This window comes from Pradoshia sp. Z4_20 (genome assembly GCF_058216035.1).
Genome location: NZ_JBZAJD010000001.1, coordinates 724724 through 748465, shown reverse-complemented (window position 1 = coordinate 748465; position 23742 = coordinate 724724). Strand labels below are relative to the sequence as shown.

General features: G+C 39.0%; 29 protein-coding genes. 4 read left to right on the top strand and 25 right to left on the bottom strand.

The features are described 5' to 3' along the window. Window positions 1-99: 99 nt before the first annotated feature. From AC4BHP_RS03545 to AC4BHP_RS03515, 7 genes are all read right to left on the bottom strand, one after another. Window positions 100-1119: a ThiF family adenylyltransferase gene (locus tag AC4BHP_RS03545; RefSeq protein ID WP_490551307.1), complete on the bottom strand. Its 1020-nt coding sequence runs from the start codon at window positions 1117-1119 to the stop codon at window positions 100-102. A 201-nt stretch (window positions 1120-1320) separates the two neighbouring features. Next, complete coding sequence (locus AC4BHP_RS03540; protein ID WP_066107611.1) at window positions 1321-1833, bottom strand: MogA/MoaB family molybdenum cofactor biosynthesis protein; 513 nt, start codon at window positions 1831-1833, stop codon at window positions 1321-1323. A gap of 157 nt (window positions 1834-1990) precedes the next feature. Beyond that, window positions 1991-2860 (bottom strand): superoxide dismutase, encoded by an 870-nt coding sequence (locus tag AC4BHP_RS03535; RefSeq protein WP_490551306.1) that lies wholly within the window; start codon window positions 2858-2860, stop codon window positions 1991-1993. A 148-nt stretch (window positions 2861-3008) separates the two neighbouring features. Continuing rightward, window positions 3009-3497 (bottom strand): DUF3907 family protein, encoded by a 489-nt coding sequence (locus tag AC4BHP_RS03530; RefSeq protein ID WP_066107615.1) that lies wholly within the window; start codon window positions 3495-3497, stop codon window positions 3009-3011. 223 nt (window positions 3498-3720) lie between these two features. Then, window positions 3721-4098, bottom strand: a complete 378-nt coding sequence (locus tag AC4BHP_RS03525) for a hypothetical protein (protein WP_140461611.1) — start codon at window positions 4096-4098, stop codon at window positions 3721-3723. Between the two features lie 12 nt (window positions 4099-4110). Then, the gene (gene scpB / locus AC4BHP_RS03520; RefSeq protein ID WP_140461612.1) at window positions 4111-4689 is read right to left on the bottom strand and encodes an SMC-Scp complex subunit ScpB; all 579 of its coding nucleotides are present in this window, start codon (window positions 4687-4689) and stop codon (window positions 4111-4113) included. Beyond that, the gene (locus tag AC4BHP_RS03515) at window positions 4676-5443 is read right to left on the bottom strand and encodes a segregation/condensation protein A (protein WP_140461613.1); all 768 of its coding nucleotides are present in this window, start codon (window positions 5441-5443) and stop codon (window positions 4676-4678) included. Before AC4BHP_RS03515 ends, scpB begins: the two co-directional genes overlap by 14 nt. Before the next feature lie 175 nt (window positions 5444-5618). Here AC4BHP_RS03515 and AC4BHP_RS03510 point away from each other — a divergent pair, with 175 nt between their 5' ends. Together AC4BHP_RS03510 and AC4BHP_RS03505 are read left to right on the top strand one after the other, a co-directional pair. Continuing rightward, window positions 5619-5714 carry a YjcZ family sporulation protein gene (locus tag AC4BHP_RS03510; protein WP_066107625.1) on the top strand — a complete coding sequence of 32 codons (96 nt, stop codon included), beginning with the start codon at window positions 5619-5621 and terminating at the stop codon, window positions 5712-5714. A 172-nt stretch (window positions 5715-5886) separates the two neighbouring features. Beyond that, window positions 5887-6411, top strand: coding sequence for a DUF309 domain-containing protein (locus AC4BHP_RS03505; protein ID WP_490551305.1), 525 nt, complete (start codon window positions 5887-5889; stop codon window positions 6409-6411). Window positions 6412-6443: 32 nt separating this feature from the next. Here AC4BHP_RS03505 and AC4BHP_RS03500 read toward each other — a convergent pair whose 3' ends face one another. Further along, complete coding sequence (locus AC4BHP_RS03500; protein ID WP_490551304.1) at window positions 6444-6809, bottom strand: GNAT family N-acetyltransferase; 366 nt, start codon at window positions 6807-6809, stop codon at window positions 6444-6446. Window positions 6810-7182: 373 nt separating this feature from the next. On the opposite strand from AC4BHP_RS03500, the gene AC4BHP_RS03495 reads away from it, so the two are divergent. Next, the gene (locus AC4BHP_RS03495) at window positions 7183-8055 is read left to right on the top strand and encodes a DUF1002 domain-containing protein (protein WP_066107633.1); all 873 of its coding nucleotides are present in this window, start codon (window positions 7183-7185) and stop codon (window positions 8053-8055) included. Between the two features lie 39 nt (window positions 8056-8094). Here the strand turns inward: AC4BHP_RS03495 and lysA are convergent, their stop codons facing one another. From lysA to spoIIM, 15 genes are all read right to left on the bottom strand, one after another. Next, window positions 8095-9402, bottom strand: a complete 1308-nt coding sequence (lysA, locus tag AC4BHP_RS03490) for a diaminopimelate decarboxylase (protein ID WP_490551303.1) — start codon at window positions 9400-9402, stop codon at window positions 8095-8097. A 106-nt stretch (window positions 9403-9508) separates the two neighbouring features. Next, complete coding sequence (locus AC4BHP_RS03485) at window positions 9509-10981, bottom strand: spore germination protein (RefSeq protein ID WP_490551302.1); 1473 nt, start codon at window positions 10979-10981, stop codon at window positions 9509-9511. Then, window positions 10941-11543 (bottom strand): stage V sporulation protein SpoVABEA, encoded by a 603-nt coding sequence (gene spoVAEA, locus AC4BHP_RS03480; protein ID WP_066107642.1) that lies wholly within the window; start codon window positions 11541-11543, stop codon window positions 10941-10943. Before spoVAEA ends, AC4BHP_RS03485 begins: the two co-directional genes overlap by 41 nt. 22 nt (window positions 11544-11565) lie before the next feature. Further along, the gene (locus AC4BHP_RS03475; protein WP_066107644.1) at window positions 11566-11979 is read right to left on the bottom strand and encodes a stage V sporulation protein AB; all 414 of its coding nucleotides are present in this window, start codon (window positions 11977-11979) and stop codon (window positions 11566-11568) included. Beyond that, window positions 11972-12589 (bottom strand): stage V sporulation protein AA, encoded by a 618-nt coding sequence (locus tag AC4BHP_RS03470; RefSeq protein ID WP_066107645.1) that lies wholly within the window; start codon window positions 12587-12589, stop codon window positions 11972-11974. Before AC4BHP_RS03470 ends, AC4BHP_RS03475 begins: the two co-directional genes overlap by 8 nt. A gap of 138 nt (window positions 12590-12727) precedes the next feature. After that, window positions 12728-13483, bottom strand: coding sequence for an RNA polymerase sporulation sigma factor SigF (sigF, locus tag AC4BHP_RS03465; RefSeq protein WP_066107647.1), 756 nt, complete (start codon window positions 13481-13483; stop codon window positions 12728-12730). A 13-nt stretch (window positions 13484-13496) separates the two neighbouring features. Further along, window positions 13497-13943 carry an anti-sigma F factor gene (gene spoIIAB, locus AC4BHP_RS03460; RefSeq protein WP_066107650.1) on the bottom strand — a complete coding sequence of 149 codons (447 nt, stop codon included), beginning with the start codon at window positions 13941-13943 and terminating at the stop codon, window positions 13497-13499. After that, window positions 13944-14294, bottom strand: coding sequence for an anti-sigma F factor antagonist (spoIIAA, locus tag AC4BHP_RS03455; RefSeq protein WP_066107855.1), 351 nt, complete (start codon window positions 14292-14294; stop codon window positions 13944-13946). 123 nt (window positions 14295-14417) lie between these two features. Beyond that, window positions 14418-15596 (bottom strand): D-alanyl-D-alanine carboxypeptidase family protein, encoded by a 1179-nt coding sequence (locus AC4BHP_RS03450; RefSeq protein ID WP_066107653.1) that lies wholly within the window; start codon window positions 15594-15596, stop codon window positions 14418-14420. Between the two features lie 763 nt (window positions 15597-16359). Beyond that, entirely contained in the window at window positions 16360-17184 is an 825-nt protein-coding gene (locus tag AC4BHP_RS03445) for a purine-nucleoside phosphorylase (RefSeq protein ID WP_139891702.1), read from the bottom strand. Window positions 17185-17198: 14 nt separating this feature from the next. After that, complete coding sequence (gene deoB, locus AC4BHP_RS03440; protein WP_490551301.1) at window positions 17199-18374, bottom strand: phosphopentomutase; 1176 nt, start codon at window positions 18372-18374, stop codon at window positions 17199-17201. Between the two features lie 313 nt (window positions 18375-18687). Beyond that, window positions 18688-19578 (bottom strand): site-specific tyrosine recombinase XerD, encoded by an 891-nt coding sequence (gene xerD, locus AC4BHP_RS03435; protein ID WP_066107858.1) that lies wholly within the window; start codon window positions 19576-19578, stop codon window positions 18688-18690. Between the two features lie 6 nt (window positions 19579-19584). After that, window positions 19585-19815, bottom strand: coding sequence for a YqzK family protein (locus AC4BHP_RS03430; RefSeq protein WP_066107661.1), 231 nt, complete (start codon window positions 19813-19815; stop codon window positions 19585-19587). A 112-nt stretch (window positions 19816-19927) separates the two neighbouring features. Beyond that, window positions 19928-20413 carry a ferric iron uptake transcriptional regulator gene (gene fur / locus AC4BHP_RS03425; protein WP_066107665.1) on the bottom strand — a complete coding sequence of 162 codons (486 nt, stop codon included), beginning with the start codon at window positions 20411-20413 and terminating at the stop codon, window positions 19928-19930. A 179-nt stretch (window positions 20414-20592) separates the two neighbouring features. Next, window positions 20593-21234, bottom strand: a complete 642-nt coding sequence (gene spoIIM, locus AC4BHP_RS03420; protein ID WP_066107668.1) for a stage II sporulation protein M — start codon at window positions 21232-21234, stop codon at window positions 20593-20595. A gap of 137 nt (window positions 21235-21371) precedes the next feature. Between spoIIM and AC4BHP_RS03415 the strand changes: the two genes are divergently transcribed. After that, a complete protein-coding gene (locus AC4BHP_RS03415) occupies window positions 21372-21941 on the top strand; it encodes a GNAT family N-acetyltransferase (protein WP_066107671.1) in 570 nt (189 codons plus the stop codon). Window positions 21942-21987: 46 nt separating this feature from the next. On the opposite strand, the gene AC4BHP_RS03410 is transcribed toward AC4BHP_RS03415, so the two are convergent. Next, on the bottom strand, window positions 21988-23163 hold the full coding sequence (locus AC4BHP_RS03410; protein WP_490551300.1) for an endonuclease Q family protein: 1176 nt from the start codon (window positions 23161-23163) through the stop codon (window positions 21988-21990). Further along, window positions 23164-23715, bottom strand: coding sequence for an NUDIX domain-containing protein (locus tag AC4BHP_RS03405; RefSeq protein WP_139891700.1), 552 nt, complete (start codon window positions 23713-23715; stop codon window positions 23164-23166). Window positions 23716-23742 lie beyond the last annotated feature (27 nt).

Here is a 23742-nt window from a genome sequence, read left to right as displayed (position 1 = left end):
ATATTTTATAAAAGTTAACCGAATGGACTTCCTTCCATTTCTCCTGCAGCAAGCTAGACACAGTTGTCCAGTCTTCCATGACCTTTTTCCGACACTGTACTACCCAAACATTTGATGAAATAAATTTCGTCCTTCCGTGCTATCCTTCAACCCATGTATTAACAATCTCCCATTTGTAAACAAGATTATTCGATATTGTTCTGTATGAAATTGGATAAAATAAGGAGTCTTTTTAAATCGATATCCCTGCCTTATTGCCAGTCGCTCTGCATCTTCTAAAGATACACGGCGATTAGCTTGAGGGATGATTTGTATAGTGTCTCTCCCGCATAACACCATCGATTTCATTTCTTCACTTTTTTCGAGCGAAGGATATACAGGACAATGCCCGCATGTAGGACAATCCTCTTTTTTAATACGAGATACTCCAACCTCTAAGCTGGTATGATTCCAAACATCAAAATGATATACTTTTCCCCGCAGCTTCTCCGGATGACCAGTTAACCATTGCATAACCTCTGTACATTGATGGGCTGCTGTAATTTGAACGGCTGGAGCAATAACTCCAACCGAATCACAGGTTTCATTTAACGAGGGCAAAGCCGGGAAAAGACATCTGAAACAAGCCGTTTTACCCGGTATGAAAGTGAAAACAGTGCCACTCGCACTTACACAGGCCCCATACACCCAAGGTATCCCATATTTATGTGCAGCATCATTTATAGCCATTCTTGTTTCAAAATTATCAGTTGCGTCTACCAAGATATCACATTTTTCTGCTATGTCTTCAATGAGTGTACCATCTGCATTTTCTAAATACGTAAAGAGGTGAACATTTGAACGGATTTCCTTCAATCGTTGCTCAGCAGCTATCACTTTAGCTGTCAGATTTAAAGCATCTTTCTCCACAAATAACTGCTGTCTATGTATGTTGGACATTTCTACAAAGTCACGATCCACTAAATGTATCGCCCCTATACCTGCACGAACAAGTGTCTCCGCTATTACCGATCCAAGTGCACCGCAACCGATAATACCTACTGTTGATTCAGCCAAGCGTATTTGACCATCGCAGCCAATAGGCTTAAACAACTCTTGCCTAGAAAATCGGGTACCCATGTTCATTGGCTCCTTTATTTAAACGAACTATCTACTCATCTCTTTAATAGTCTTACACGTTCTCCAATCTGCCGACCAGATAATGGATTGTATTCCATTTTATATTATCAGAAAATTAAATACAATAGACCTCACCAGTGAATCATTATTTGACTAAAAAAGATGAAACCTATTACATGAAGGCTTCATCTTTTTTATACCTTATAGATCCTTTTTCAGTTCTCTTACGACATGTGCTAACTCCGGCAAAATCAATTTATTCATTGCCAACTCCACTGCGCCAGTGGAACCAGGTGTTGCGAAGATTACCTTCCCTTGAGTTACTCCAGCGATGGCTCTGGATAAAATAGCTGCGGAACCAATATCCTCCTGATAACTCAGCATTCGAAAAATCTCACCAAACCCTGGCATTTCTTTATCTAGTAAACCCTTAATTGTTTCAATAGTTACATCCCGATAGGCAATCCCAGTACCGCCATTACTTATAATGGCATCAACCTCTCTATCCTCCAACCCAGCTGAGAGTTCCTGCTGAATAACATCCTGCTCATCCTTCACTATTTGGTAGCGCGTAATGATATGTCCAGCTGACTGCAACAAACGCATCATAAGCTGCCCGCTTCGATCCGTATGCTCATCTCTTGTATCACTTACCGTAAGCACCATTACCTTCACACAATCCGGAGCCGATCTCCGATGCTCTATTAAACTCATGCCTATCCCTCCCTCCCATCATATTATCACAAATAATGGAAGTAATAGACTTGCTCAGGTAAGGAAGTATAAGGGGATAAACTAGACCTCAACTAAAAAGGTCAACCAAAGTCTTGGTCAACCTTCAAAAATAAACCTGGCGTATTTGAACGTACTTTTATTTCTTATATATTTTCCAGCCAATTTTCCGTGCCTGTTCAAATCGTTCGCTAACATTGTTCCAATTAACCAAATTCCACCAGTTGTTTATATAAGCCGGACGGTCAGTCTTGTATTGTAAATAATACGCGTGCTCCCAAACATCCAATACTAATAAAGGGATTGTATCCCATTGCGTCAGAATCATATGCCGTTCAGATTGTAAAATTTCCAGCCGATGGGCTCGGTTGGACCAAACTAAAATCGCCCAGCCTACACCCTCAACCTTTTTAGCAGCTTCGGTAAATTCCTTTTTAAATTTTGTGAAGCTGCCAAAATCTCTTTTAATAAAGTTCATTAATTCACCTGTTGGTTCCCCACCGCCATCAGGCTTCATATTGTACCAAAATATAGTGTGCAAATAATGTCCTGATCCGTGAAAAGCAGCTTCTCTTTCCCAATGCTTTAAAAGGTCATAATCATCTTTATCGCGGGCTTCTTTCATTTTAGTTTCGGCTTTATTCAGACCATCGACATATGTCTGATGATGAATAGTATGATGCAATCTCAAAATCTCACGGTCTATAAAGGGCTCCAAAGCATCATAGGAGTATGGCAATGGCGGCAAGGCATGTCTTCCAGGCGGTACATATGAATCGCCATTATGTGCCTTTTGAACAGATTCATCCAGCTCCTTCATCATATTCTGAAGCTCTATTAACTCATTTTGGGATGGGGTTTTATTTTTCATGCTGTTTAAATAAGCCGTGAGATGATCAACTCGGCCCATGATCATACTCCTAAATGACTCCTCTTGATCGGCCGCCCAATCAACAACCGCTGTCTTCCATTTATCTACCTCTTCCCAATACTTTTTAAAAGGATTCATATTCATCAACCTCCCCGTCATACAACAATATTCAAAAGGAGGTTGACTTAATTCTTATTTTTTCAATGAAATAGGTATGACTTTCCAATTAAAAATAAACCAAAATAAAAATGCGATTACACTATACGTAATCGCACTTTATATCCTGTTAATTTGATTGAACCATCTTTGTTCGATAATCGGTTTCATAGTATTCAAGTTCTTCTCTGATTTTTTGAACATCAAATTCCAGTTTTGTAATCAGGCTTTTCAAGCTTTCTGGTGCTTCTTCACGGAATTTTATACAATTGCGCCCTGTATACGCTGAACGGCTGTCCTCAAACCATAAATCACTTTTTGGAGCAAAATATTCTTCAATACATTTATGATATACGCGGTAAAGAACTCGCTCTGCAGCACCTTTATTAAATGGTTCGTTTTTAAGGACAATCCTGCAAGCCTCTAAGCCTTCTTCACAATAAACCAGCAGCTTACGGATTGTTGAAAACAAGCCCTTATAATAGAGCTCATCGCCGCTTTTTTCCTCCATCAAACGTTCAATTGTCATTTCATTCATGTAAATCTCGAGAGTTTGTACTGTTTGCTCCAAAAATGTTGTTACATCCTCCAACTGGCTCTTCACTAATGTATTACCCAACCGGAACCCTCCCTTAAAAATTCAAACCCTTTGATCATGTAAAACTCCACTATTCCTTGTGTTCATTTACTTTCTAATAGGACAAACAAACTCTTAACCTTCCCTGGCCATAATCGTTTCTTTTAAGCTCAGTTACTAAATAGTTTACCATATTCAACCTACTTTTTATTGTTGATTAACGTTCAGGGAGGAATATTTTACATTATTATACGACAATTCAAGCTCAAACTTCTGGATTTTTCTGCATTTTATTTAAAATTTCTTTTATCTGGGCATATGGTAAATCCTTGAAAATAGTTAAAAAGATCGCCTCAGAATTTATATATACCCGTTTCCTTGCATGAAAATGCGAATTTTGCAACAAACAAAGGAGGGCAATAATATCTTTTAACGTATATCCTGTCAGTAATTCCTGAACCTCGGACACCCACTCACCCTCTTGTTCTAACAAAACTTCTTCAAAATACCGAAGATAAATAACCTGAAATTCTTTTATTTTTCCATTTTGCTTGTATGTCACGGTTGAACGATTGAAAAAATCCTCAGGTGAATTGGGTTTTTCCTTTTCTAACTCATATCCTATACAAGACAAGATTTTCAAGCTTCATCCTCCTTATTCCATCTCTTGGAATTTATGAAAAAACAAATCTGCTTCCTCGTCATTAAATCCATCATCTGTGTCATCCTGTAGCGCCGGCAGCTCGTCCAAAGATTTTAAACCGAAGTAATCCAAAAACTCCTTGGTCGTTCCGTATAAATAGGGCCTTCCCGCCCCTTCCGCACGACCTGTTTCCTGAATTAAAGCCTTGGCCATTAAGGTTTGTAAAGGACGTTCCGTTTTGACACCGCGGATAGCCTCAATCTCAATTCTGGTTATAGGCTGTTTATAGGCGATAATCGCCAATGTTTCCAAGGAAGCCTGCGATAGTGTGTTTGCCGAAGGTGTTTCAACAAGCTTTTTCAAATAGGGGGCATGCACTTTTTTTGTCGCCAATTGGTAGACACCGGCCAATTCAACAACACAGATTCCCCGATCTTCATTTTGATACAGCTCTTTAAGATCATATAACGCATCTTTTGCCTCTTCTTCTGTCACTTCCAATACGGATGAAATTTGCTCAAGAGATAACCCTTCATCACCTGCCGCAAAAAGTAGTGCTTCCAATATTGATTTCCAATTAACAATATCCAATTGTAAAATCCTCCTGCTTCCATTCTATGAAAATTTCCTCGAAGTTATTTGTTTGTTCCACCTGAATTTCATTTTGCTTCATCAATTCCAGGACAGCAAGAAAGGTGACAACTAACTGCTCTTTTTCCTCTGTGTTAAAGAGAGAGGTAAATAAGACCTTTTCTCTTTTTTCCTTAAGATAATCCTTTATTTCCTGAATCCGTTTATCTATCGTAATTTCCTGACGTGTAATTCGAGTTTGTAACGGTTTTCTTAATTTTTTTCGTCTCATTAATTTTTGAAAGGCGCTCAGCATATCATAAAGGCTGACATCTAAGTCATGGCGTTCCGTTTTTACATCTTCCGTATATGGCGATAAATCAATCGGAGGTTTAGTAAATAATAACGCCCTTTCAGCTTCCATATTTTTAAACTCATCAGCCGCCTCTTTATATTTTTTATATTCAAGCAGCTGTGTAACTAATTCTTCACGAGGATCGTCACTCATCAAGAATTCATCCTCTTCCTCATCCCATTCCTCTTCATGTTTGGGTAGGAGCATTTTACTTTTAATAGCTAAAAGTGTTGCCGCCATGACTAAATATTCACTGGCTATATCCAGTTCCAGCTCCTTCATGGTGTGGATATAGGCAACATATTGTTCGGTGATTTCAGAAACAGGAATATCATAAATATCTATTTCTAATCGATTTATTAGATGCAGTAATAAATCGAGTGGACCTTCAAATGCATCTATCTTTATTTTATAACTCATCTCTTTATAGGCACTCCTACTTATTTCAACTAGTTTAAGTATAATTTAACTCAAGCTTCTTTCCAATAGAATGAACAAATTGATTTTCTAAAAGGTGGGCAAAAGCCCATACATTCCAGTATGGATTACATAGTATGACAATGTAAAGAAAAGATCCAAAGAGGAGGATTCACAAATGGGAGATGGCGCAGTTGGAGGTTACGGTAGCGGATTTGCGCTAATCGTAGTGTTATTCATTCTACTCGTAATTGTTGGAGTAGCTTGGTGTTAATTAAATGATGAATCTAAGGAACAGGCTGTCGACTAGGTAGCCTGTTTCTATTGTTATCAGCTAGATAATCCCGCTCTTCTCACCATTTAAAATCCTTATTCTTTTCTTATCCATGTTCGTTCATGTATATTTATCTATAATCATAGAGAGATATTGAGGTGACAATAACCAAATGAACTACCCAATTGAGTTCATTCAGTACTTAGCCGAATTTCATGGAAGCAGAGATTATTTTGAATGCCATGAAATACTTGAAGAGTACTGGAAAAAACATCTCCCGTTAGATCGAGAATCTGTATGGGTCGGATTTATCCAGCTGGCCGTCGGTATGTATCATTACCGCAGAAATAATGAATCAGGAGCTATTCGCACCTTACAAAAATCAAAGCAAATTTTAAACAAACATACCGAAGAAATGAATCAATTAGGTATGGATTCAAATGGTTTACTCCAATTACTGACTGACTCCATACATAGGTTAAAAAACAATGAACCATACAAAAGTCCATTTTTGCCAATTGAAGATCCAGATTTGCTCGCGGCCTGCCAAACCATTTGCAAAGAATATGGATATTCATGGAATTGCAGCAGCAATCTTACTGATCCATTATTAGTGAATAGGCATTCTACCCGTGATCGTACAGATGTCATTCAGGAACGATTCAAGCAACTTCAAAAGCGCAGCAAAAATAAATAGAGAAACCCTCTTAAATAAGGGTTTCTCTATTTTCATGCTTTATTATCGGCTTCACAATCCAGACATTTTGAAATAAACTCCGCTGTTATATCTCTGGAAATAATTTCGTATCCCTCATATAATTCAATCAGACAGTTTACCATTTCATGGCCAACTCCCAGTCCCCTATGAGAGGGATTAACGGATAAATCGGTTACCCTAACCGTCTTTCCATCCAAATCTACCCCAATCAGACCTATAATGTCCTCATCTTGTTTCCAAAGATATAGTTGCCTGTCTGATTCTGTTTCATATGATTTAACAGTATTCTGGAGCTTCTTTAAATCTTTTTCATCAGGCATAAAAGATAATAAACCCATTGCGATTTTTTCAAAGCTCTTCTTGTATCTAATTAACATGTTTGATCCCTCATTAAATGAGAATAATAGAATGGTATTTAATAATCTTTCTTATCATACTAGTTTTTAACAATGAATTCAACTGACACAAATGCAAAGTCCTTTCTTTGCCATGCTAGACAACAGACATACATTTTATCCCAAAAAGGCTTTATATATACAATTCTAACGATTCGTACCCTATACAATATAGCCAAAATGGATAGAAATAACTGTAAAAGAATGCAAGAAAGAATAGACAATCTTCCAATTCCATTATAATATGACAGAGTTAACACAATTGGCAATTTGTTTGCCTAGATTACTATAACTACATAAAAAAATGAAACTTTTATCATTTTTTTACGTCTAACTGGTACGGGAGGTTATCACAATGAAAAAACAGCTTTTAAAATTAATGTCAGTTTTGTTGGCAGTTAGTTTTCTCATCCCTAGTGTAGCTTTGGCTGATATGCAAAGAGGCGACATGGTCGTTACACTTGGCGAAAACCTGACTCAGGAACAAAAAAAATTATTGTTAGCTGAAATGGACGCTCCAAAGGATGTAGAGATTGTAACAGTTTCTAATTCAGAAGAGCATAAATACTTGGATGGTAAAATTGCAAGCAGACTGATTGGAACAAAAGCAATCTCCTCTTCATCCATTACGATTGCTGCCAAAGGTTCCGGGATTACGGTCAAAACGAAAAATATCAATTGGGTAACAGAAGATATGTATAAAAACGCCTTGGCGACTGCCGGTATAAAAGATGCAGAGATTTATGTAACGGCTCCTTTTGAAGTTTCCGGTACAGCTGCCTTAACGGGCTTAATTAAAGCATACGAAGTGACAACAGACACCAAAATATCTGAGGAACAAAAACAAGCCGCCAATGAAGAAATGGTTGAAACAGCCAAACTAGGTGACCAAATCGGTACAGATGAAGCTACATCGCTGGTTGAGTCCATTAAAGAAGAGATCGCTGTTAACCCGCCTCAAAATGATGCTGATTTGCGCAGCATCATCGAAAAGGCAGCAGAGCAGCTTGGCATCACGTTAACGGAGCAACAGATCCAGAGCCTAATCGATTTATTTAACAAGCTTCAGGATCTAGGAATTGACTGGAACAAAGTTGGAGAGCAAATAAATGCCGCTAAAGATAAAGTGACCAATTATCTTCAATCAGAAGAAGGGCAATCCTTCCTTGATAAATTAAAAGCATTTTTTGTAAGTCTAATCGACGCAATTAAATCCTTATTCTCCTAATACAATGAGAGGCTGCCGGAAATGGCAGCCTCTCATTATTTATTCATATAATGGCAGGTCATTTTTTATTAGATCTTCAAGACTCTCTCTTCTCACAACAAGACGCGATTCCCCATTTTCTACAAACACAACCGCAGGACGACGGAGCCTGTTGTAGTTATTGGACATTGAGTAACCATATGCACCTGTACAAAAGACCGCCAGCAGATCCCCAGGCTTAACCTTAGGCAGCGGAAGATCCCAAATTAACATATCCCCACTTTCACAGCACTTCCCTGCTATGGCTACTTCTTCAAATACTTCATCATTCAGGCGATTGGCAAGAGCAGCTTCATAATTTGCCTGATAGAGAGCAGGACGAATATTATCACTCATTCCTCCATCAACCGCCCAATATTTACGAGTTCCCGGCACATGCTTACTTGATCCAATTTCGTAAATGGTTGTTCCGGCATCCCCCACCAATGAGCGCCCTGGTTCAATCCAGATTTCCGGCATAGACAGACCAGCTTCTTCAAAATCGGATTTTACTTCACTCACAATTTCTTCTACATAGCGAGAGACAGGAATAGGCTCATCCTCTTCTGTATAACGGATTCCAAAACCACCACCTAAATTTAAAACCTTTGGTGAAAATCCATATGTTTGATTCCAATTCGCAATTTGTTCACTAATCTTTTTAGCGGCCAAAATAAATCCGGTTGTTTCAAATATTTGTGAACCAATATGGCAGTGTATACCCAGTACGTCAAAATACTCGCTCCGCAGTACAATTTGCAGAGCTTGTTCCGCCTGGCCATTCCATAGATCAAATCCAAATTTAGAATCCTCTTGTCCTGTTAGAATATAATCATGAGTATGCGCTTCAATTCCAGGAGTTACCCGTAAAAGTATGGAGCATCGTTTACCTTTCATTTTGCACAACTCTTCTAAAATAGCAATCTCGTGAAAATTATCAATTACGATACAGCCAACCCCCGCTTCAAGCGCCATTTCTAATTCATCAACACTTTTATTATTTCCATGTAAATGAATCCGTTCAACCGGAAATCCGGCCTGGAGGGCTGTATACAATTCGCCTGCAGAAACTACATCCAAAGATAGCCCTTCTTCCATAGCAAGCTGAAACATCGCTATGGAAGAAAAAGCTTTGCTCGCATAGGCCACCTGAGCATCAACACCCAGACTGCCAAACGTATCTCTGAACATTCTTGCCCGTTCTCTAATTAAAGCCACATCATATATGTATAAGGGAGTGCCATATTGCTCTGCAAGAGAAACAGTATCTACTCCCCCTATTTCTAAATGGCCATGTTCACTCATTTTTCCTGTCCCATAAAAGTGCATGTAAACTCCTCCTTGACGTTATAACAAAAATAGACAGCCATTAATGCTGTCTATTTTTTGAATAGTATAACTACTTTATCACACTAATACCCTAATTCAAAATGAATTATTTTGTACGATCCACCGGATGTAAAATCCGCGGTCTTAAATGTCTGCCAGGCACCGGCCTTCTGATAATAATATTCGAAAGCGCTTTAGGTGCAAATGGGATAAACGGCCATAAATAAGGTGTAGATAACGTATTTAATCTGGTTAGGAAAAAAACGAAGAGCGTATTGGCAATCATGTACCCGGGTACATGGAACAAAGCAGTTAATATTAAAATCAGGTACCGCATATATTTATTGGCCAAGCCGAGCTCCAAGCTTGGAGTGGCAAAACTGCCAATCGATGCAATGGCTACATAAAGTAATACCTCGGGTACCATCCAACCAACATCTATGGCTATTTGACCAATTAGGACGGCAGCAATAAGTCCCATGGCTGATGATAAAGGAGCAGGTGTATGTATCGAAGCAATTCTGAGCAGTTCAATTCCAACCTCCGCTACAGCAATCTGTAATAGAATATGAACATGTGCATCATCCTGCGGACCAATAAACTTCATAGTTTCTGGTAGCAAATGGGGTTCCAATACAAATAATAACCATAATGGCAATATAAAAAGAGAGGCAAAAATACCGAGAAAACGGAACCATCTAAGAATGGTGCCCACTGAAGCTGCCTGTCTGTATTCCTCTGCATGCTGGACATGATGGAAAAAGGTCGTCGGTGTAATCATGATACTTGGCGACGTATCTACATAAATAAGGACATGCCCTTCGAGTAAATGGTTGGCTCCTACATCTGCCCGCTCGGTATAGCGAACCATTGGATAAGGATTATACCCTTGATTGACCAAATATTCCTCAACCGTTTTTTCGGCCATCGTCAATCCATCAATTTCAATTGATTTCAGTTCATCCCGAATGATATTAACGAGCTTCGGATTAGCTACCCCATCAATATATCCAATCGCAATATCTGTTTTGGAGCGTTCTCCAACACGCATAATTTCGAATCGCAAACGTTCATCGCGAATTCTCCTGCGTGTTAAGGCAGTGTTAATAATAATATTTTCAACATAACCGTCCCTTGCTCCTCTTGTGATCCTCTCTGTATCCGGTTCCTGGGGCTGTCTCCCCGGATAACTCCTCACATCTACGATCAGAGCTTTTCCGCTGCCTGCAACAATAATGGAGATCAAGCCTGACAATACCTGATCTACCATTTCATCCATCGTTTGAACAACCTCGACAGATTGTTGTACTAGCCGATTTTTAACGAGGTCATAGATAGGGACATCCAAGGCATTGTCTTCTTGTTCATTAATATCAGTCAATGTCTCTAAAATCTCTATGATAAAACTGGTATCACACAAACCATTCACATAATACATTTGCATCATTGTATCGCGAATCAGGATTTCTCTTACCCCTAAATCAAAACTTACTCCAAGACCCACATTTTTCTCCATGTATTGCTTTACGGCCTGTATGTCACTCGATATGGGTGTTTTCTCCTTTTGATTGGCCTGCATGGTATCCACTCCTTTCGAGAATCAGTTTTACAGCACTAAGTGTTATGGGACTGCCTTTAGCAATATCATCATATTTAGACATTTTGCCTATATCACCAATACCGACAACAATAGGTGCATGAATAGAATCGATACTATAGACTGTATCTCCATTAATTCGTTTAACATCCATTTCTGGTATTCCAAATTTATCAACGCCAAATCCGGTAAGATTCCCTTCGCGATCAATACAGACATCTACTTTTGTCCATTCTTCCTGTTTCGTTTTTGAAGCAACGGCAAGAATTCCAAGAAGATTGATATCAGGGTGTTCCGCAACATATTTCATTAACTGCTCACCAGCCCCTTCTCCGACCAGACCACTGTCATCAAACATAACCAACACCGGGTCATGGGCTGCAGATTTAATGAGTTTAATCAGTTCAGCTCCGCCCATTTTTGTTGGATTTCCATAGGAGGATGAAATGCAGCGACCGCCGATTTCTTTTGCTACATGTTCGATCGTTCTTTTCGCATATTCGTCTCCATCTGTGATAATGATGATATTTCGCTTCCCTTTCAACTCTTTCACCGCCCTATGACTTTTATTGATTATAAACAATCCACTGAAATAGTGAGCCCATTATTTTCCCGAGAACAAGCGCCATCAGAATATATAGAATCCGCTCCTGCATTCCGATTCTTTTTGCCAAGATCGGAAAGACATTTAAAACCTCTGTCAAAGCTGCTGCTAGCATCCCGTTAAAAACGCCGCTAAATATGCCCATGATTGATAGGAGTATCGGAGTTAATCCCAATGAAAAGTCCCATAAGCTGGATATGGTCCCACCTATTGCTCCGAGTATAACCGCACTTTCAAAATAATGAACAGATTGAACCTTCGTAAGCTGTGTAAGCCTTGGTATAATATTAAGGACAGTCAGGAAAGCCACATATCCGGCTCCGACCGATACCCCACCTGAGAATCCAACTATCAGCACAAAAACGAACTCAGTCATCTTTTACGGAAGTAATCGAATGTTTGTTTTCATTCATAATGATGTATTGATCTAAATCCTGCTGATAGTTAAACATCTCTACTTCCATTGGACTTGGTTCATCATTTAATCTTTTTGTGAAAATATGATTAAAGAACAAAATCATCCCAATTCCGAGTCCAAATGAATAGGGTATTTGAAATACAAGTGGATTTGCAGAATGCTTACCGGTAATCATATAATAGAGACGTTCATGCAGCTCCCTCATACTGACATCCTCATGAAAATTCATAATCGCAAAGCCAGCCCCTATAAAAAGGACAATCCACACAAGAATAAACAAAAGGTTCGATACTTTCTTCGTTTTACGTTCTACCTCTACAATTGTTTGCGATGGGCCATAGGTGTCCATTTTCATTTCGGGAAAATGCTGAAAAATTGCTTGGAGAACAACCGTTACATCCAGAATAAAAACATTTTTATTCTTCGAAAATTCACCCAGAACTAAACTTCCAACCTTTTCTTTTACTTCGTCTGTCCCAATTATATTGGCAATATCCGAAAGTCTTATCGGATGGTTCGGCAAAACTTTCGCCCGATATTTTAAACGGATATAAACACATTCCTCCATGAATATTTTCATCCCCATTTCCTTAATTCACATGTATTTATAGTATGGTTAGAAAAATCAGGAACCATACCAAAAATCATAAATTAGTTTATAGAGAGATACATTCAATCGCAAAAAAAAACCGTACGAACCAGCACTCTAGTCCATACGGTCTTTCATTTGATTTAAAATCTTTTTTTCTAATCTAGATACTTGTACCTGGGAGATTCCTAGCCTCTCTGCAACCTCCGTCTGCGTTTGATCCTTATAATACCGTAAATAAACAATTAATTTCTCTCGTTCATCCAATAAGGCGATTGCCTCTTTCAAAGCAATTTTTTCAAACCACTTTGTCTCTGAACTATCTGCTATTTGGTCTAGCAAGGTAATCGGATCGCCGTCATTCTCATAAACCGTTTCATGGATTGAAGAAGGCGATCGGCTTGCCTCCTGTGCCATAATGATTTCCTCAGGTGATAAATCCAAATACTCACTGATTTCTGTAATGGTTGGCGTCCGTCCGAAGTGCTTAGATAATTCATCCTTCGCTCTTCTGATTTTGTTGGACATTTCCTTCAATGAACGACTGACTTTTACCGTGCCGTCATCACGAATGAAACGCTGAATCTCTCCAATAATCATGGGAACTGCATAGGTTGAAAATTTAACATTATAGGATAAATCAAATTTATCTACAGATTTCAATAAACCAATACACCCTATTTGAAATAAGTCATCTGGTTCATATCCTCTGTTAAGAAATCTTTGTACAACTGACCATACAAGCCTCATGTTTTTCTGGATGATTTCGTCTCTAGCTAATTGGTCACCTTGCTGGCTTTGAAGTATAAGTGTTTTTACCTCTTCGTCCTTAAGCTGGGCGGTCTTTTTACCCTTTTTGACTTCCACATCCATTGTATTAGTCTCCTTAATTACATAAAGCTTTGCTTTTGGAAAGATTTTTCATAAGCCTTACCTCTGTTCCTTCACCTCTGGATGAATCGATATAAATCTCATCCATAAAGTTCTCCATTATGGTAAAGCCCATACCGGACCTTTCCAATTCTGGCTTTGTTGTATACAAAGGCTGCCTTGCTTCATCGATATCTCTGATTCCAATGCCATTATCCCGGATTGTCAGTTCCACTCTTTCTTCCTCAAGATCCAATATCGCAGTGATATAGATTTTGCCCTTGGCATCTCCCTCATATCCATGGATAATCGCGTTGGTGACCGCCTCCGATACAACCGTTTTAATTTCGGTTAACTCATCAAGTGTAGGATCCAATTGCGCGATGAAAGCTGCCACCGTAATCCGTGCAAATGATTCGTTTTGACTTAATGCAGAAAATTCTATAGCCATTTCGTTTTTCATTTACGCTACCCCCAATCCCTGTATAGCTGCTTCCTCTGAAGATTCAAGACGAAGAATTTTAAACATTCCGGACATCTCAAATAACCTATGAACAGAAGGCGAGATGGCACAAACAATCATTTCCCCTTCAAATTGCTGAATTTGTTTATATCTGCCTAAGATCACCCCAAGACCGGAGCTATCCATAAAACTCAACTCGCCCAAATTTAAAATGATATGGCGAATGCCACCAGTTTCTATTAATTGAGATGCCTTGTTCTTTAAATCCTCCGCCGTATGATGATCCAATTCTCCCTTCAGGCGAATACATAATATATCCTCAATCGTCTTCATATCAATTTCTAGACTCACAGTACCTTTGCCCCCTTCAAAGAAAGTATAGTGGTGATTTTCGCCAAGCTCCACTTCAATTCCTTCTTAAAGACAAAACTAGTGATATTCTCTTTCTATTCGTTTAATTTCGCATACCAATGCTTATTCGTCGCCGGTATGGGTAAACATGCCGAAAGAACGCTTAAATAAATCAAACCAGCTTGCTCGTTTTACATCTTTTGATGCAATAAGAGGGGTTTCTGAAATTACTTTGTCGTCTCTCATCATTTTTAAGACACCAAGCTGATCCCCTTTTTTGATTGGGGCCTGTACATCTTTTTTCAGTACGATATTCGGACGGATATTCACATTGTCTTCCCCTTTTTTATTTAAAAGAGAAACTGAATCGTTTGTGACCAGACTTACTTTCTTCTGTTGACCTTTTTCAATTTTCAAAAGTGCAAGAGGCTGTTCTTTCTTATAGACCGGACGTGATTGATAATTAGCAAAGGCATAATCCAGCATTTTTGTAATTTGAGAATTTCGTTCCTTTGGATTCTCAGCTCCAAATACAACTGCAATGACTCGTAAATTATCTTTTTTAGCTGTTGCGGTTAAGCAATATCCTGCTTGATGTGTAAAACCTGTTTTTAATCCGTCCACACCTGGGTAAAATTTCACCAGTTTGTTCGTATTCACAAGCCAGAATTTTTTATCTGAATCCTCACGTAAGTAAGATTCATATAAACTCGTAAAATTTGTGATTTCCTCATGCTTTAGTAACTCTTTTGCTATAGTCGCCATATCAAATGCTGAACTGTAATGATCAGTTGTCGGCAGTCCCGTACAATTTTGAAATTTAGTGTTCTTCAATCCCAATTCCTGCACTTTGGCATTCATTCTTTTCACGAATTCCTCTTCGCTTCCAGCAATTTTCTCAGCCATGGCAACGGAGGCATCATTCCCTGAACCAATCGCAATTCCTCTAAGCATTTGCTCAACTGTCATTTCCTCACCTGGTTCAAGGAAGATTTGCGAACCACCCATTGAGGCAGCATATTCACTTGTTCGAACTTTATCTTCCATCGTTATACGCTTTTGATCTAATGCCTCCATGATTAACAGCATAGTCATAATCTTCGTCATACTGGCGGGAGACAGCCGCTCATCTTTATTTTTATCATATATGACAGAACCCGTATCCTTTTCTATCAGTATTGCTGACTTCGTTTTAGGTGCTAAATCTAATTCCGCCGTTTTTGTTTTTTCGGCTGCAAATGATGGTACAGACATACTTAAAGTGAACACTACTACTAATAAAGCTGAAACATACCGTTTCATGGACAGACCTCCTACTCATGATAAATTCCAGTTTTACCAACAACACTACTTTTATACAGTCCAGAATCTTATCTCAGATAAAATTATATTTCCTGGTGAGGACCTAATTAATTTGAATGAAGATTTTAAATATGCAGTCTTAATTTCAAAGGGAATTCAGCTATTTCTGTGTTAGTAGAACCAAATTAACTAACATTAGATGTTCTGAAATTAAATTATCGAGCAAAACTCGAGAGGAGAGAAATTTGAGCCTGTAAATCATAAAAACATCCTTATTTTTAAAGGAAATTGGTTAAAGCGAAGACTTTTCAGTCTGCTTTTTATAATCAGTATTTAAATTTCATCTATATAACAGGCAACCTATAAACAATTGAGCGAAATTTTATAGCAATAGTTCGATTTTGAAAGGAATTGAGCGAAAAGGGAGTGGAATTGAGCGATATTTCAATTTATTGAGCGAACGGTAAAGCAATTAGCGGAAAATGAGGTTAATTGAGCGGGAATTCTGGTGATTGAGCGATCATGTAAGACTCTTAAGCGATTAGCATGGCTATTGTGCGATCATTAAGCATTTGAACGAACGATTTACACAGTAATTGAATCAAATTTGGACACTAGAGCAATTTATATCAGGCCAAAGTGAATTATTTATTCATTTTACCCTAGCATGTCATTACGCATGGTATCTTACTCCTACTATTAACCGTAAAAAAATAGAGGCTATCTAATAAAAACTATTAGATAGCCTCCTGTTAAAACTTACTTACGCTTCAATTTTCATTTCTGATACGATTGATTTCACTAAGTTCAAGAACGTAGATTTTACTTTTTCAGTCGTTTCAATTACCTCGTCATGTGCCAAAGGCTGATCCAGGATTCCAGCAGCCATGTTTGTAATGCATGAAATACCGAGTACCTTCATGCCTCCATGAGCAGCAACGATAACTTCAGGAACTGTTGACATTCCCACTGCATCTCCGCCTAAAATACGTGCCATTCTTACTTCTGCTGGTGTTTCATAAGTAGGACCTGTAAATCCAATGTAAACACCTTTTTGAATCGCAATATTTTGTTTAGAAGCAACTTGTTCTGCCAATTCCACTAATGATTTTGTATAAGCACTTGTCATATCAGGGAATCTTGGTCCAAACTCACTGTGATTCGGTCCAATTAATGGGTGTGCGCCCATGTAATTAATATGATCTGTGATAATCATCAAATCACCAGGCTTGAAGCTTTCATTTACTCCGCCTGCTGCATTTGTTACAAGAATATGCGTCATTCCCATTGCCTTCATAACACGTACCGGGAATGTAACTTCTTGCATGGAATATCCTTCATAATAGTGGAAACGCCCCTGCATAGCCGCTACTGTTTTGCCTGCCAGCGTTCCAACAACAAGTTGGCCGGCATGTCCTTCAACAGTAGAAACTGGGAAATGAGGTATTTCACTGTATGGGATTACAGTGGCATTTTCAATTTCATCAGCCAATACTCCCAACCCTGAACCAAGAATCAATCCTAGTTCCGGCTTTTGACCGGATACCTCTAAAATATGCGCTGCTGCTTCATTTACTTTTTCAAACATTCTGTTCTCTCCTTTTAATTTAGTTCCTTAAGGAAGCTTACTCCATGCTCAGGCATTTTCACACCGAAGTTATCAGCAACGGTTGCACCAATGTCCGCAAATGTACTGCGGATCGGCAGTTCTTTACCTTCTTTAAATTGTTTGGAGTATACAAGTAAAGGAACATATTCTCTCGTATGGTCTGTTCCAGGATGAACCGGATCATTACCATGGTCTGCTGTAATAATTAGCAGATCGTCTTCCTTCATTTTATCCAGTACTTCCTGCAATCTTCCATCGTACTCTTCTAATGCTTTACCGTACCCAATAGGATCGCGTCTGTGGCCAAATACAGCATCAAAATCAACAAGGTTCAGGAAGCTTAGACCAGTAAAGTCCATGTCCAATGTTTGGACCTGCTTATCCATTCCATCCATATTACTTGTTGTGCGAAGCGCTTTTGTTACGCCCTCGCCATCGTAGATATCAGCAATTTTCCCAATGGAGATTACATCAAAGTTACTATCCTTCAACTCATTCATTACCGTGCGTCCAAATGGTTTTAACGCATAATCATGGCGATTTGGCGTACGTTTGAAATCACCAGGCTCTCCAACGAATGGGCGAGCAATAATTCTGCCTACCATATATTCTTCACGAAGAGTCATTTCTCTGGCAATTTCACAGATACGATAGAGCTCTTCAAGAGGTACTACATCCTCATGAGCTGCAATTTGCAGAACGGAGTCAGCAGAAGTGTACACGATTAATGCTCCGGTTTTTACGTGTTCTTCTCCCAATTCTACTAGGATTTCTGTACCGCTCGCCGGTTTATTCCCAATAATTTTTCTGCCGCTCTTTTCTTCCAGCTCCTGAATTAATTCCGGCGGAAATCCATCCGGAAATACACGGAACGGTGTATCAATGCGCAGCCCCATGATTTCCCAGTGGCCAGTCATCGTATCTTTCCCATTGGATGCCTCTTGCATTTTTGTATAATAAGCCATTGGCTTTTCTGCCTTTTGAATCCCTTTAATTTCTCTGATGTTTGACAAGCCTAATTTACCCATGACAGGCATGTTCAACCCATTCATTTTTTCAGCTATATGTCCAAGTGTATCCGAACCTTTATCGCCAAATTTCTCTGCATCTGGCGCTTCACCAATCCCAACAGAATCCATTACAGTTAAAAATACTCGCTTAAATTTCATACCTGAAACCTCCAGCTTCTTTTATATGTAGGTTACCCTTTCTCAACGCCTGTAATCTTCCATAAATTTCAGTGGAATTTACGGGTCAAAAGTTGCAGGCGTCAGAGGTCTGACTTCTTTATTTTACATCACCGGGGAAACGTTGCCAATTTAAGTTTACCAAATTTTAATAGTTTTATTTTTCGGTATTCACTCAATATTCAAAAAGTCTTTAGACCTACTGCTTATTTCTTTTTAGAAACGTGTTCAAAAATAAAGACGGCATCCCTTACCGGAGGCCGCCGTAACTATCCTAAACTTAGAGAATCCCCTTTTAAGCTCGGGGATGGAACTTACTGTATACATCCTTTAAACGGACATTCGTGACATGTGTATATATTTGTGTTGTCGAGATATCAGCATGTCCGAGCATCTCCTGAACAGCCCGCAAATCCGCACCATTCATTAGTAAATGAGTGGCAAATGAGTGGCGAAGGGTGTGAGGTGTCAATGACTTTTGAATATTCGCCTGCTCAGCAAGCTTCTTGATAATTTTCCATAACCCTTGGCGGCTGAGACGTCCGCCGTGATGATTCAAAAATAAAGCATCCGATTTATTCTTTTGGCTAACCAATCTAGGTCTACCTGATGTTAAGTAGGTGGTAATCGAATCAAGGGCCATTTGCCCCACCGGGATAATTCGCTCTTTATTTCCCTTCCCTATACAGCGAACAAATCCCATTTCTATATGTACATTATCAATATTTAACTCTATTAATTCACTAACCCGCATACCAGTTGCATAGAGCAGCTCTAAAATAGCCTTATCCCGTATACCGAAAGCGTCAGCTGGGTTAGGTGCATTCAGCAATGCCTCCGTTTCCTCCTGGCTTAAAACCTTTGGCAATGATTTCTCAGTATGAGGGCTTTCAATCAAGACAGACGGATCTGTTTCCGAAATACGTTCCCTTAATAAAAATTGATGGAAGGATCGAATGGAAGCTGTATGGCGTGCCAGCGTTTTGGACGATTTTCCATCATCCCTTAATTTACCCAGGAACTGGACAATATGAACACGGGAAACGTCCTTCCAGTTGTCAATTTGTTGATTTTTCAAAAACTTATAATAGGAATCCAAATCTCGTTTATACGATAGGAGGGTGTTTTTAGCCAACCCTTTTTCGATTGTTAAATAATGGATAAAATCCTGCAATGGATCTTTCATTTTCATTTACTCCCCATCTAAATAAAATAGAAAGAGTCTTTCTCTCCATCCAGGCTCCTCTTCATCATTGATGGATTGAAAAACCTTTACAGCCGTTCCCTTAGGCTCGTCATAGCGATGATAATTTTCATATTCCTCATTAAACCAAACAATAGCAAAATAAAATAATATCGTAAAGCCAACAAACATGATGAATACCTTGCTTGTTTGCCAAAATAATTTAATCAAATTTCTCATAATTCTCTAGTCCTCCAGGCCTTTTTATCAATTTATGCCTGTTTGGACATGTTTTATACATATCATCCACGTTTTATGAGTAAAAGATAAAACCTTTCCACAACGGAAAGGCTTATCTTGCATGGTTATTCCCGGACCCTGCAGTCTCCGGCTCTTCTTTTTTATCTTGGCAACGATGGCAAACCCCATGAAATGTCAGGCGATGATCCTTAATTTTGAATCTGAATTTCTGTTCAACAATCGGTTCTACATCATCTAATAAATCTTCAAGAATTTCATCTACTGCTCCACATTCTATACAGACTAAATGGTGATGAAAATGCGCTGCTCCCTCTTGTCGCAAATCATAACGGGATACCCCATCACCAAAATTAATTTTATCTACTATTTTAAGCTCAGTAAGCAATTCAAGCGTTCTATATACAGTTGCCAAACCGATTTCCGGTGCTTTTTCTTTAACGAGCAAATATACATCCTCTGCACTTAAATGGTCTTCTTCATTCTCGAGCAACACTCTAACCGTGGCCTCTCGCTGCGGCGTCAGCTTGTAACTTGAAGAATGTAATTGCTTTTTTATTCGATCTAATCTAGATTCCAACCCTTTTCCTCCTCGCCGCTGAATCTGTCCGGATTTCATCATCATATTATAGAAGAAGGCAAAAAGGGATTATGAGTCCGGCCTTCTATCACCATTTATAGTATAGCAAAAAAAACGTCCATGTAAAATATAATAATTATAAACAACTTATAATAATGATTATTATCTAATAATTATTATTAACTCATATTATCAATTACAGCTTTCATTAGCCCCGGTGATAAAAAGGATTCAATCAAGGCTGCAACAACAAAAGACACTAAGGCCATTCCAAGCAACAGAGAATACTGGAAAAAATAAGGCCTTAATTTTTCGCGGCTTGATTTTAAAAATTGGCGTTTAATCATTTTAATGGAGATAATGACGGCGCATGATGCCATGATAATGGTTACGGGTACAAGGATGATATTCTGAGGTAAAATGGATACACACGCAAGCATAAAGCCCTGCCACCCTGTTTGGCTAACCAAAAAACCGACAGTAAAGCCGATCACGATTCCTTTTATAAAAAGAAGAATTAAAATCATTGGTAACCCGATAATCGAGATTCCAAGAATCCACATTAAGATAATAAACTTCGCATTCTCCTGAAAGCTATAGATGAAAATTTCACTGCTTGCACTGACTTTCCCTTGCTTTAATTCTCCGAAGAACTGAGACAAATAATAAAACAGGTCCTCTTTCTGAGTTAAAGATAAGCTGTTGACAATAATTGCCCCAAAAATGATTCCCATCAGGAATAGGACCATAATAAAAATGAAAATAGATAAATGATCTTTAATATGAAAAAGCAAAGCTCTTTTATAATACGATTTTTTCACAGGGGAATTCTCCTCTCCGGTTCCATTACTAGATTCTATGTATTTACTAGAGATTGTATTCTAGTAAAAAATAAATTCTTACTAGTCTAAATAGTATGATATAATCTCTTTAATTTACATAAAAGGAGGAGATTGGCATGAATCCGATCCTGATGGACATACCAGAAAAACTTGATGGAAGCCGAATTTATTTGCGTTCTTGCAAACCGGGAGACGGGCCTATGGTCCATGATGCCATATTGGCTTCAAAAGAAGATTTAAAACCCTGGATGCCCTGGGCTAATCGAGATCAGACATTAGAGGAGACAGAGGACAATTTACGAAGAGCACAGGCAGAGTTTATTTTAAGAGAAGATATACGTCTATATGTGATGAGAAAAGAAGATAATATTTTCCTTGGTTCCACCGGACTACATAGAATGAATTGGGAAACAAGAAAGTTCGAGATCGGATATTGGATGGATTCTCGTTACACTAAAAAAGGATATATGACAGAGGCTGTTGAATTATTGACGAACTTCACATTCGATAAATTACTAGCTAACCGGGTGGAAATTCGCTGTGATTCAAAAAACATAAACTCCAGACGGATTCCTGAAAAACTGGGTTACACTCTTGAAGGGACATTAAGACACGACAGCTATGATTCTACAGGTACCTCCCTTCGTGATACATGCATTTTCTCTAAAATCAGAAGTGATTTGTAAAATAGAAAAAAGGGCAGTGAATGCTATTCACTGTCCTTTTTCTCCATTAATCCGTAATAATCTTCCCGTAAATACCGCCTCCGCCTTTTTGCAGAGACAATGTACCACCCCGTGCCTGATAGATGAGCATGGCTATTTTTTCAGGAACTAGCCCCTTTAGCTCCTCCAGGCTGGCTTCATGGATGACAGCCATTTCTGAACCAAAACCAGCTACTAATTTATCCAATGTTCTCGGTCCTAGCCCTGGAATAAACTCAAGCGGGATATGATGAATATAAGGCGGTCTCTCTTGCAGAACATCTCCCAGCTCTGCATCTGCAAGATCATTGATACGTTCAGCTACTCCACGTGTCACCTGATTAGAGCCGCAATAAGGACAGCGCTCTGAATACACAGCTAGAGTTTCGCCGCAATTCTCGCAAACTGTTTCATGGTATTTACCTAAATACGGATTCAGTCCGTAATTAGCTAAAATGGCACGTCCTTCTTCTTGTTGAAGTGCTTTATGCCATTCGGTAAAGTTAGGCTCCTGCAGCAACAGTTTTTGATATTCACGAGCCAGCTTTGGCAACGAATGTGCATCACTATTTGTTAAAAAGGGATAGCGGTTCAGCTCGCTTAACTTGGATGCCATTGTCGTATCAGCACTGAGCCCCAGCTCAACAGCGTCAATCCAGTCTGGATTCAGAACCTCGTTTAGGCTCTTTAAGACCCCTCTGCCGTACAAACTTTTATGGGGAGTGAAAATATGTGCAGGGATAAATAACCCGCTCAAATCCTTTACTTTTTTCTGCAATACGGTAGCACTCTCATAAATACGCTGAGAGCTGAGAGTATTATTTTTAACTCTCGCTGCAAACCATTCCGAAAACAGCTTCATTTTTTCAAGAGTAGGAAAATAAGCCAGCACATGAATGGGCCCTTTGCAGTTTGCATCATTGATTTCAATCTCACTCCCAGGAATCAAAACGGTACCGTCTTTATGTTGAAGACCGCCGCCCTCGAGTTCTTTCATCTCTCCTTTTGCCATGAGCCCCTCAAGTTCTTCTATCACCTCAGGAACATGGCAGTCGATGACCCCAACCATATCGAGTCCTTTTCTTGTCGCAGCATATTCAAGAATAGTTGAAATCGTTAGGGTCCGCGCTCCTGTAATTTTGACAGGCTTCCCAGATTTCGTTCTCCCCACATGAATATGAAAATCCGCGTAATATGTCTTCATTTATTTAGACAGTGCCTCTTGGAGCTGTAAATATTGAACCGCATAGGCTGTTTTGGCATCCTGAATTCTCTCTTCTTTAATCAGTTCCAAAGCCTCTTCTAATGTGACTTCCATCAAGTCCACGAATTCATCCTCATCAAGGCCTCTTGCATCTTCCTTTTTAGAAAGACCCTTAGCCAGGTAAATATGTACAATCTCATCTGCAAATCCAGGCGATGTGTAGAGGGAAATAATATGTTCAATGGACTCGCAGGCATATCCGGTTTCCTCTTCCATCTCGCGAACCACACAATCTCTTGGATCTTCACCGGCATCCAATTTACCGGCAGGAATTTCAACTAACGCTTTTTCCATCGGCTTACGGTATTGCTCAACAAGCACGAGCTTATTTTCATCTGTAACGGCAATCACTGCGACCGCTCCAGGATGTTTAATTAATTCTCTGGTCGACGTCTTTCCATTCGGAAGAAGCACTTCATCCACACGTACATCTAAAATTCTTCCTTTAAAAATAGGTTCTGATTTGATCGTTTTCTCTTCATATTTGTACATCGTTAAATCTCTCCTTTTGTTCTAAAA

Bases quoted from the DNA above. Each gene is read 5' to 3' on its own strand.
- AC4BHP_RS03470 (WP_066107645.1), bottom strand. From the start codon at position 12,589: ATGGAGGAATGTGTTTATATCCGTTTAAAATATCGGGCGAAAGTTTTG.
- AC4BHP_RS03495 (WP_066107633.1), top strand. From the start codon at position 7,183: ATGAAAAAACAGCTTTTAAAATTAATGTCAGTTTTGTTGGCAGTTAGT.
- AC4BHP_RS03545 (WP_490551307.1), bottom strand. From the start codon at position 1,119: ATGGGTACCCGATTTTCTAGGCAAGAGTTGTTTAAGCCTATTGGCTGC.
- spoIIAB (WP_066107650.1), bottom strand. From the start codon at position 13,943: ATGAAAAACGAAATGGCTATAGAATTTTCTGCATTAAGTCAAAACGAA.
- AC4BHP_RS03405 (WP_139891700.1), bottom strand. From the start codon at position 23,715: ATGTACAAATATGAAGAGAAAACGATCAAATCAGAACCTATTTTTAAA.
- xerD (WP_066107858.1), bottom strand. From the start codon at position 19,578: ATGAAAGATCCATTGCAGGATTTTATCCATTATTTAACAATCGAAAAA.
- AC4BHP_RS03450 (WP_066107653.1), bottom strand. From the start codon at position 15,596: ATGAAACGGTATGTTTCAGCTTTATTAGTAGTAGTGTTCACTTTAAGT.
- AC4BHP_RS03510 (WP_066107625.1), top strand. From the start codon at position 5,619: ATGGGAGATGGCGCAGTTGGAGGTTACGGTAGCGGATTTGCGCTAATC.
- deoB (WP_490551301.1), bottom strand. From the start codon at position 18,374: ATGAAATTTAAGCGAGTATTTTTAACTGTAATGGATTCTGTTGGGATT.
- AC4BHP_RS03500 (WP_490551304.1), bottom strand. From the start codon at position 6,809: ATGTTAATTAGATACAAGAAGAGCTTTGAAAAAATCGCAATGGGTTTA.
- AC4BHP_RS03410 (WP_490551300.1), bottom strand. From the start codon at position 23,163: ATGAAGACATATTACGCGGATTTTCATATTCATGTGGGGAGAACGAAA.
- AC4BHP_RS03515 (WP_140461613.1), bottom strand. From the start codon at position 5,443: ATGAGTTATAAAATAAAGATAGATGCATTTGAAGGTCCACTCGATTTA.
- AC4BHP_RS03505 (WP_490551305.1), top strand. From the start codon at position 5,887: ATGAACTACCCAATTGAGTTCATTCAGTACTTAGCCGAATTTCATGGA.
- sigF (WP_066107647.1), bottom strand. From the start codon at position 13,483: ATGGATGTGGAAGTCAAAAAGGGTAAAAAGACCGCCCAGCTTAAGGAC.
- AC4BHP_RS03540 (WP_066107611.1), bottom strand. From the start codon at position 1,833: ATGAGTTTAATAGAGCATCGGAGATCGGCTCCGGATTGTGTGAAGGTA.
- AC4BHP_RS03475 (WP_066107644.1), bottom strand. From the start codon at position 11,979: ATGACTGAGTTCGTTTTTGTGCTGATAGTTGGATTCTCAGGTGGGGTA.
- lysA (WP_490551303.1), bottom strand. From the start codon at position 9,402: ATGCACTTTTATGGGACAGGAAAAATGAGTGAACATGGCCATTTAGAA.
- AC4BHP_RS03430 (WP_066107661.1), bottom strand. From the start codon at position 19,815: ATGAGAAATTTGATTAAATTATTTTGGCAAACAAGCAAGGTATTCATC.
- AC4BHP_RS03535 (WP_490551306.1), bottom strand. From the start codon at position 2,860: ATGAATCCTTTTAAAAAGTATTGGGAAGAGGTAGATAAATGGAAGACA.
- AC4BHP_RS03485 (WP_490551302.1), bottom strand. From the start codon at position 10,981: ATGCAGGCCAATCAAAAGGAGAAAACACCCATATCGAGTGACATACAG.
- AC4BHP_RS03415 (WP_066107671.1), top strand. From the start codon at position 21,372: ATGAATCCGATCCTGATGGACATACCAGAAAAACTTGATGGAAGCCGA.
- AC4BHP_RS03445 (WP_139891702.1), bottom strand. From the start codon at position 17,184: ATGTTTGAAAAAGTAAATGAAGCAGCAGCGCATATTTTAGAGGTATCC.